This window comes from Pantoea sp. GM01 (assembly GCF_000282675.1).
GTDB lineage: Bacteria > Pseudomonadota > Gammaproteobacteria > Enterobacterales > Enterobacteriaceae > Pantoea > Pantoea nemavictus.
Genome location: NZ_AKIU01000062.1, coordinates 18471 through 27756, shown reverse-complemented (window position 1 = coordinate 27756; position 9286 = coordinate 18471). Strand labels below are relative to the sequence as shown.

The following is a 9286-nucleotide window of genomic DNA, read 5'->3' as shown; positions in this document are numbered from 1 at the left end:
GCGCTGCAGCATCAATGCATATTTCTGAATCATCATCGCTGTAACGCCTGTAGGGTCGCCATTCATGGCGACCAGGTAACCCACGCAGAGCAAGTGCGCTGCTTAACTGACGTGCATTACGCCATTGATGGCGACCTTCTTAAATATATGTACAAAAAAAGGTCGGCATAAATGCCGACCCTACGATTAATACAGATGAATCAATTAATTAAAGCGCGCATCGCGATCTGACGTTAGATCATACAGCTGATACTTACGGCCCAGCATCTGGCCGCCATCACGCGTTAACGGCACCCAGTTCACCTGGGCACGGCCACGCGTAGGCGTCACGGTAAACAGATCCATCGGTACCGAAATGTAGAAGCCTTTGGTAAAGTCGCCTTCACCATACGCTTCTGCCGACACATTGGTTTTGGTGGCGTAGAAGCCAACCATCACACCGCTGTCGAAGCGCTTCGACACATCCAACGTCACGCCTTTATCTTTTGCCAGATATTCACCGACGCTGGCTTTCACCAATACATCCTGCATAAACCACGGACGCCAGTAAGCGGTGAAATGCCCGGTTGGCGCTTTGTAGTCGGTGAACTGCATCATGTTGTCCCAATCACGCTGCTTCACGTAGTTGGCATCAACGCCGAATGCCCAGTTGCTATCAATCGGACGATACAACACCTCGCCACCGACGCCACCATACATGGTTTCCAGATAACCGCCGTAAACCTGGCCGTAGAAACCGTTGCCGAGCGACCGCATATAGTTGGCTTGCAGATCGTTGACGTAAACGTTGTTCTCAACGTAATCACGAATATGGGTACGCACGCGTGGCAGCGTGGAGTCGGCTGGCGCGCCGTTATAGTTAAACTTGTCATAGTTGTTGGCGATGTTACCGAACAGGCTGCCGCCGACTAATAGATGATCGGTGAGCCAGTAATCGGCGTTGGCCATCACGCCAATCTGATACATGTAGAAGCTTTCCGGTCCGCCGACCGACTGATTCAGCACCGGCGACAAGCTGTAGTTCAGGCGATCTTTGCGGATGAAGAAACCTTGCTCGGTGGTGCCGGGATCAACCGGATTGTCGCGCGTTTGCTGCAGCGGCTGCTCATGCCCAAGCGGATAACCGGCCAGCTCGTTGTGCAGGCTGGCGACGTTGGTGCGCGTGCTCACCTGCGGCATATTGAAGCGCGACTCGGTGACATCGATGGTATCGATACCGGCAGGCAGGTTGTTCATGATGATGCGATTGGCACGATCGACGCCTTCGCGCGTGTCGCGATATTTGGTTTGCTCGCCGGAAACGTACAGCGTGCTGCCTTTGGTCTGGATATGCGGGCCGTTCAGTCCGGCGTTGTACTTCAGATCCGTCAGCTGATTCGCCACCACCGTCGGTTGCAGCAGGTCGCCCTGCGGCTGCGGGTTGTAGGCCGGTTTCTCGCTATCAATGTGCGACTGATGCAGATCGTTGAAGTTAGTGCGCAGGGTAAAGCCGAACATAAAGGTGTTGCCGCGCTCGTAGCTGGCGTTGATGTCGGCCCAATCGGTGATGCGATAAATCGCGCCGACGTTAACCTTACTGCGCTGATCCAGACGGCCAGCAAAATCATCCTGATAGTTGTTACCTTCGTACTCCACCTTCAGGCGCAGCGGCTGCCATGGCGTTTGATACTCCACGCCACCAAACAGTGCTGAAGGACCGTGGAACATCTGCGAACCGTTAATCGAACCCGCTTCGCCGTTACCGGTGCGGCTACAGAAACTGTCGCTATAGGAGCAGAACGGGTTTTTGATGGTGCCGCTATTGCCGAGATAACCCCAGCCCAGACCTAAAGTGAAATCAAACGGTCCCCACGCTTTGCTGGCCACCAGATATTCGCTGTCGAATAAACCGGTACCGCCTAAATCGCGCGAGCCCACGGCCACTTCCGGCAGCCAGTAGCTCTCTTGCCACAGGCGCAGCTTCACATCGAAGGCTTTATCTTTATAACTTTGATTGCCGCTGAAGCCTTCCACTGCGCTGTAGCGACGGGTTCGCACGTCGGTATAACGCACGGTAGTTTCCAGCCACGGGAACAGCTGCAGTGAGGCCGAATAGTAACGATATTGATCGTTATCGCGGAAGTTAACGCTAAATTCGCCCTCTTTCGCCATACGCGCAGTTGGCGTCTGCATCAGGCCTACGCCGCCAAAATCAGATTGCGAAGGGCCGACCGGTTCCGGCCAGGTCTCCGCATGCACCTGGCAGGCAGCGGAAACAGAAGCAGCCAGCAGGCTGATAATTAATTGTTTTTTCATCAGTCTGGTATCCGGTGAGTCAGAACGGAAAGCATGCGCGCATTCAAATCGCTTTGGCCCCAGGGCAGGCTCCATGAGGTGAAACCGAGCCAGATAATGCTGCCGGGCTCCACTTCGATATGGCGATGATTCCAGTAGGCAATTGGCACGTGTTGTGTGCTGCCAGACGGCGCAATCACCGTGGCAAAGCTGCGTTCCGCACCGGAAAGGCGATAGTGACCGTCGAGGTAATCACGCACTTCACGGCCAGGCTGCCAGCTCTCTTTTCCTGGATTGCTCAGCGCACCCAGCACCAATACCTGCGTGGGCTGTGCCAGCGTGTAGAGGTCATAGCTGCCCTGCAGCGTACGGTTAGCCTGCGGACGCAGACGCACCTCATCGGGATCGAGTGAGGTGAACTGGCGGCCAGTGACTTTTATGTCGTTAAGCTGGTGGATGACAGCGCCAATGGTGGCGGCTAGCGACTCGCCGCTGTCGGCTTGCCAGGCGCGCAGATCGGCCAGCAGCTGTTTCTGCTGTTGCTGTGCTACCGCGGTTGCACCGCGTTCGGCAATCACCGTGCCCGGCCACCAACTGCGCAGTGCAGGATTTGTCAGTAATTGAGAGAGGTTTTGCGCATCATCGATTTGCAGTGCGTTTTTACCCTGCACATCGTGCACGGTGACTTGAGCCGCGGCCAGCGCATGGCCAGCCGTTAGCAGCATCAACGCTGCCAGCATTGGAGTTATTTTATTCATGATTTCGCCGGCTTCAGAATGGTGGTTTCAACAGGGAATGCATCGGCGGCCAGCATCTGGCTGGCCTGCAGCACCGTGCCGTCACGGTTATCTATCCAGAACGTATTTTGCCACTCGGTCCCCAGGCTCTCCATGCGAACGGTCTCATGCCAGACGCGGCACGGCACGCGTTCGCCGGTGATATCCAGCACCGTATCGTCACCGCGCTGGAAGCGGGAAACGGCTGTCGCGGCGCGCACGTTATCCTGCTCGCGCCACTGCACCACGCGCGTCCAGCTGGCACCGTTTTGCAGGTGTAACGCATCGGCGAGCGGATCCTGCGGCAGGTTGCTGACGCCAGCGAGGTTGCTCGGTAATCCGAGGGTTTTCACCAGGCGGCCATGCTGCATCACCAGCATCGCTTTATCCTGGGTGATCCACTTCTGCTGACCGTTTTCGTTGTAACCGAGCACCACGAAGATGCGCGGACCATCATTGATGTGAGCATAGAGGCTGGCGTAGGGCAGGTTAGCAACCTGTTCATCGGTAACCGTGACATCATCCGGGCCGTTAACGGCCAGCATCACGGTTTGTTCAAGGCCTTTTTGCGTTTGTGTGCAGGCCTGCAACAACAGGCAAAGAAGTAGCAAAGAGAGTCGGCGCACTGTGTATCCCTGTCTAAATAAGCCAAGCAAAAAATAACCACACGGGTGTGTGGTTATGCTTAAAGGTGCTACATCAACGAGTGGTGCTCGTTGTGGTGGTTGTTGTTGTACCGGTATTTGCACCGTCACCGCCGCCAGAAGCAGCAATGCCGAGACCCACTAACGCACCGAGCGCGCCGATACCGACAGCGGTAGACGCACCGGCAGAGATTGCTCCCGCCTGCGCGCCTGCTGCAGCACCAGCTTCTTCCGGCGCGGCAATCGCAGCGGAAGAAACGGCAACGTAAAGTAAGGCTGCACCGGCAACCATCAGTTTTTTCATAACAACGTTTCCTGCATTTATATGAATCAATGAATGTAGGATCTACCCAGAATTCGGGCGCGTTCAGTATAGGGCAACAAATTACCAGAGTTCAGCATGAGTAAAAGAGGGCGCAAACCTGAGACATTTCTGGTGATAAATACGGCGAATTGGCGTTAGCTGCTTTTTTTAAATGCAGTTTTTTCTGAGGGTGGAATAATTATTTGATTGTCTATAGCAGGGCAGAATTTTTCACTTTTGCATTAACTATTGGTACGGAATAGGAATAATCAGAATTTCCTGAAGCAGGTTAAATAAAAATGATAAATCAATCATATGGATAGCGAGAGGCTGACCGTAAAATAGGGCCATTTTTTAATTAAAAGGGTGGCGGGTAATAGGGCAAACTTCCGATTATCCTTAGCGTATTTTAAGAATTTTCTAAGCGGAGCAGCAGACTAAAATAACCGTATTGCGCGGGTTGTGGCCTATTTGGCATAAAAAAGGCGGCAACCATGCCGCCTTATTCACTTGGTGGGTGGGAAATTAACGCCAGGATTTGTAGCGATTAATTAAGCCATTAGTGGAGCTATCGTGGCTACTAATTTCCGCGTCATTCTCCAGCTCTGGCAAGATGCGGTTTGCCAGCTGTTTGCCCAATTCAACGCCCCATTGGTCAAAGGTGAAGATGTTGAGAATCGCGCCTTGCGTGAAGATTTTGTGTTCATACAGCGCAATCAGCGAGCCCAGGCTGAACGGCGTAATTTCACGTAGCAGGATTGAGTTGGTTGGACGGTTACCTTCGAACACCTTGAACGGCACGATATGTGCCACGGATGCGGCCGATTTGCCGGCATCGGTGAACTCTTTCTCTACCACATCACGCGACTTACCAAACGCCAGCGCTTCGGTCTGCGCAAAGAAGTTCGACAGCAGCTTCGGATGGTGATCGGTCAGCACGTTGTGGCTCAAGGCCGGTGCAATGAAGTCGCACGGAATCAGTTTGGTGCCCTGGTGAATCAGCTGGTAGAACGCGTGCTGGCCGTTGGTGCCTGGCTCACCCCAAATGATGGGGCCAGTCTGATAATCCACCGGGTTGCCTTCACGATCGACATATTTACCGTTGGATTCCATGTTGCCCTGCTGGAAGTAAGCAGCAAAGCGATGCATGTACTGGTCGTACGGCAGAATCGCTTCGGTTTCGGCACCAAAGAAGTTGTTGTACCAGATGCCAATCAGCGCCAGCAGTACCGGCAGGTTTTGCTCGGCAGGCGTATTAGCAAAGTGATTATCCATCGCATGTGCGCCGCTCAACAGCTGCTCGAAGTTCTCGAAGCCGATAGACAGAATGATCGACAAGCCGATTGCTGACCACAGTGAATATCGGCCGCCAACCCAATCCCAGAATTCGAACATGTTGTCGGTATCGATACCGAATTCACCCACCGCTTTGCCGTTGGTCGACAGCGCTGCGAAGTGCTTCGCCACATGCTGTTGGTCGCCCGCGGTTTTCAGGAACCAGTCACGCGCGCTGTGGGCGTTGGTCATGGTTTCCTGCGTGGTGAAGGTTTTTGATGCCACGAGGAACAGCGTAGTTTCCGGGCTGAGATCTTTCAGCGTTTCAGCGATGTGCGTGCCATCAACGTTGGATACAAAGTGCATGTTGAGGTGATTTTTGTACGGACGCAGCGCTTCGGTCACCATAAACGGGCCGAGGTCGGAACCGCCGATGCCGATGTTAACCACATCGGTGATCGCTTTACCGGTATAGCCTTTCCACTCACCGCTAATGATGCGCTCGGAGAAGCCTTTCATCTTCGCCAGTACCGCGTTGACTTCCGGCATCACATCTTTGCCGTCGACCACAATTGGGGTGTTGCTGCGATTACGCAGTGCAACGTGCAGTACCGCGCGCTCTTCAGTGCGGTTGATCTTCTCGCCAGAGAACATCGATTTGATCGCGCCAGCCAGATCGGTCTCTTTAGCCAACGCCTGTAATTTTTCGAGGGTTTCCTCGGTGATGCGGTTTTTAGAGAAATCCACCAGCATCTGGTCATCGAAAGTGGCAGAGAATTTCGCAAAACGATCGGCATCTTGCGCAAACAGATCGGCGATTTGCACCGATTTCATCTGGTCAAAATGCTGCTGCAGCGCTTTCCAGGCTGCGGTTTGGGTCGGATTGATATTTTTCATGGCAACACTCTAGTTGATATAAGAACCGTCATTCCATCCGGGGCATCCTGCTCGCCCGGCATCCTTAGCACTCTTGCACGGGGTTGAGTATGACTACAGTTACTACCTAAGGGAAAAAATTTGTGACCGTGGCCGCAGTGTTTCAGGTAAATCCGGCGGCGATTGTCAGCGCAGCAGCAGGTAATTTCCCTGTGCCGCATCAGCAAAAAGCGGCATTTGTCTGATTCGGACTCTACTTTAGGTCGGTGTTGGCAAGCGCGTTTGTTCAACGATGCGTTTACCGAAGTGTAAAAGTGAGAAATCCTCAAAGTGCAGGGATGGACAGGGGGGAAAATAATCAGTACTTTATGCGCGCTACTTACACCTCCGGGTGTAAGCCAGAAGAGGCGCGTCGCCCAGGCAGTGTGTTTGAGGATCCGTATCCGCAGATAACACATCAGGGGGTGTGACGCCGAGGTGGGGCAACACGCGGGGTGTTGCACTGTCGGCTGCAGGGGCTGAATCCTCTGGGTTGTCACCAGAATCGTCCACAGTCGGACGCTTCGCAAGGTGAAGCGCTTCTGGGTGACTTGTCTACTGATCTTGTCTGCCCAATTCTGCTCTTCTCTTGTGCCAAGGCTGCTACTATGTCTTCCGCCCCAAAAACGGAAGAAAGATAACCTGACACGGGGTTCGTTACATGTCTCAAAATCTGATCGTGGCTAAATTTGGCGGCACCAGCGTTGCCGATTTTGATGCTATGAACCGCAGCGCAGATGTTGTGCTGTCGGATGCCAATACCCGCTTAGTGGTGCTCTCTGCCTCCGCTGGCGTCACCAACCTGCTGGTTGCCCTTGCTGAAGGCCAGGAACAAGCGCAACGCGCTTACCTGCTGGATGAAATCCGCCGGATTCAATACGCCATCATCGATCGTCTACAGTCGCCGGATGTCATTCGCGAAGAGATTGATCGCATGCTGGAAAACATCACCATGCTGTCCGAAGCGACCTCGCTGGCCACTTCGCATGCGCTAACCGACGAACTGGTGAGCCACGGTGAGCTGATGTCGACGCTGCTGTTCGTGGAGATCCTGCGCGAGCGCCAGGTCAACAGCGAATGGTTTGACGTGCGTAAAGTGATGCGCACCAGCGACCGCTTTGGCCGCGCGGAACCCGAAGTGGCGACGGTGAAAGAGCTGGCGGCATCGCAGCTGCAGCCGCGCATTGCTGAAGCGCTGGTGGTCACTCAGGGCTTTATCGGTAGCGAAATCAAAGGCCGCACTACCACGCTGGGCCGTGGCGGCAGTGATTACACCGCCGCGCTGCTGGGCGAAGCGTTGCAGGCGGCACGCATTGATATCTGGACCGATGTCGCCGGTATCTACACCACCGATCCTCGCGTGGTCTCCACCGCAAAACGTATCGAAGAGATTACTTTCGAGGAAGCGGCGGAAATGGCCATTTTCGGAGCCAAAGTGCTGCATCCGGCCACCTTGCTGCCGGCGGTGCGCAGCGATATCCCGGTGTTCGTCGGTTCGAGTAAAGATCCGGCTGCGGGCGGTACGCGCGTGTGCAACGAAACCAAAAATCCACCGTTGTTCCGCGCGCTGGCACTGCGTCGTAAGCAGACGCTGGTGACGCTGCACAGTCTGAACATGCTGCATGCACACGGCTTCCTGGCCGAGGTGTTCAATATTCTGGCACGCCATAGCATTTCGGTTGACTTGGTCACTACCTCGGAAGTGAGCGTGGCGCTGACGCTGGATAGCACCGGCTCCACCACCACCGGCGACAGCTTGCTGACGCAGGCGCTGCTGACTGAACTCTCTTCACTGTGCCGTGTGGAGGTAGAAGAGAATCTGGCGTTGGTGGCGATCATCGGTAACAACCTGTCGAAAGCCTGCGGCGTGGGCAAAGAGGTATTCGGCGCACTGGAGCCGTTCAATCTGCGCATGATTTGCTACGGTGCCAGCAGTTATAACCTGTGCTTCCTGGTGCCAACGCCAGATGCAGAAGAGGTGGTACGCGCACTGCACAAGAATCTTTTTGGTTCTTAAGGCAAATTTTTAGCGCAATAAATCAAGCCGGACCTGGTCCGGCTTTTTTATTGGTTAATTTCCTTAAACAATAATTTAAGCGCAGCGCTACCGTATTCTTCGTTCCAGACATTTCTGAAGATTCCTCTGATGACGGGCAAGACACGTCTTGATTACGCTGGAATTGGCTAAAAATCACACTATCCTCTCATTCAGCGGTTGCGCTTTAATCGCCAAAAACGATAATCCCGCCGCGAAAACATTAAATTATTTGAGGGAATAAAGATGAAAAGGTTAGTGGCAGAGACGCTCGGCACTTTTGTGCTGGTTTTAGGCGGTTGTGGTAGTGCGGTTTTGGCGGCGGCGTTTCCAGAGTTGGGCATCGGTTTTGCGGGTGTGGCGCTGGCATTTGGTTTGACAGTATTGGTGATGGCGTTTGCCGTAGGCCATATTTCAGGTGGCCATTTTAACCCGGCGGTCACCATCGGTCTGACCGTGGGCGGCCGTTTTCCGGTGTCACAGGTCGTGCCCTATATTATCGCGCAATTAGTCGGTGCCATCGCCGCAGCGGGCGTGTTGTATCTGATCGCCAGCGGTAAAGCCGGTTTCGATGCGGCGGCCAGCGGTTTTGCTTCTAACGGTTATGGTGAGCACTCACCAGGCGGTTTTAGCCTGACTGCGGGGATGATCACCGAGCTGGTGCTGACGGCGGTATTCCTGATTGTGATTATGGGCTCAACCGATAAACGTGCACCGGCCGGTTTTGCACCGATTGCTATCGGTCTGGCGCTGACGCTGATCCATCTGGTAAGCATTCCTGTAACCAATACTTCCGTGAACCCGGCGCGTAGTACCGGCGTGGCCATCTTCCAGGGTGGCTGGGCATTGGATCAGCTGTGGATGTTCTGGTTGTTACCGATTATTGGTGCCGCGATTGGTGGTGCGATCTACCGCTTTTTACTGGAAAAAGCAGAGTAACTTCGTCGTATTTCCGCGGATCGGCAGCAGCCGATCCGCATTTTCCTCTGCAAGTGACTTCCCGCCTTACGTCAAGATAACGAAATGTTATGATCCCGCGTCCGTCGCTGTGGTCGTTCCCTGC

General features: G+C 54.2%; 7 protein-coding genes and 1 riboswitch. Of the genes, 2 read left to right on the top strand and 5 right to left on the bottom strand.

Annotated features, from left to right (window positions below; genetic code table 11):
• Positions 1 to 204: 204 nt before the first annotated feature.
• From PMI17_RS18260 to pgi, 5 genes are all read right to left on the bottom strand, one after another.
• Positions 205 to 2295 carry a YjbH domain-containing protein gene (locus PMI17_RS18260; RefSeq protein ID WP_007891329.1) on the bottom strand — a complete coding sequence of 697 codons (2091 nt, stop codon included), beginning with the start codon at positions 2293 to 2295 and terminating at the stop codon, positions 205 to 207.
• Positions 2295 to 3032, bottom strand: coding sequence for a capsule biosynthesis GfcC D2 domain-containing protein (locus PMI17_RS18255; protein ID WP_007891328.1), 738 nt, complete (start codon positions 3030 to 3032; stop codon positions 2295 to 2297). Before PMI17_RS18255 ends, PMI17_RS18260 begins: the two co-directional genes overlap by 1 nt.
• Positions 3029 to 3676 carry a YjbF family lipoprotein gene (locus tag PMI17_RS18250; protein WP_007891327.1) on the bottom strand — a complete coding sequence of 216 codons (648 nt, stop codon included), beginning with the start codon at positions 3674 to 3676 and terminating at the stop codon, positions 3029 to 3031. The genes PMI17_RS18255 and PMI17_RS18250 overlap by 4 nt, the downstream gene beginning before the upstream one ends.
• A 73-nt stretch (positions 3677 to 3749) precedes the next feature.
• Positions 3750 to 3998, bottom strand: coding sequence for an exopolysaccharide production protein YjbE (gene yjbE / locus PMI17_RS18245; protein ID WP_007891326.1), 249 nt, complete (start codon positions 3996 to 3998; stop codon positions 3750 to 3752).
• 525 nt (positions 3999 to 4523) lie between these two features.
• Positions 4524 to 6170, bottom strand: a complete 1647-nt coding sequence (pgi, locus tag PMI17_RS18240; RefSeq protein ID WP_007891325.1) for a glucose-6-phosphate isomerase — start codon at positions 6168 to 6170, stop codon at positions 4524 to 4526.
• Positions 6171 to 6543: 373 nt separating this feature from the next.
• A riboswitch (Lysine riboswitch) is annotated at positions 6544 to 6738 on the top strand.
• 111 nt (positions 6739 to 6849) lie between these two features.
• On the opposite strand from pgi, the gene lysC reads away from it, so the two are divergent.
• Together lysC and aqpZ are read left to right on the top strand one after the other, a co-directional pair.
• Complete coding sequence (gene lysC, locus PMI17_RS18235; protein WP_007891323.1) at positions 6850 to 8205, top strand: lysine-sensitive aspartokinase 3; 1356 nt, start codon at positions 6850 to 6852, stop codon at positions 8203 to 8205.
• 264 nt (positions 8206 to 8469) lie between these two features.
• A complete protein-coding gene (aqpZ, locus tag PMI17_RS18230) occupies positions 8470 to 9162 on the top strand; it encodes an aquaporin Z (RefSeq protein ID WP_007891321.1) in 693 nt (230 codons plus the stop codon).
• Positions 9163 to 9286 lie beyond the last annotated feature (124 nt).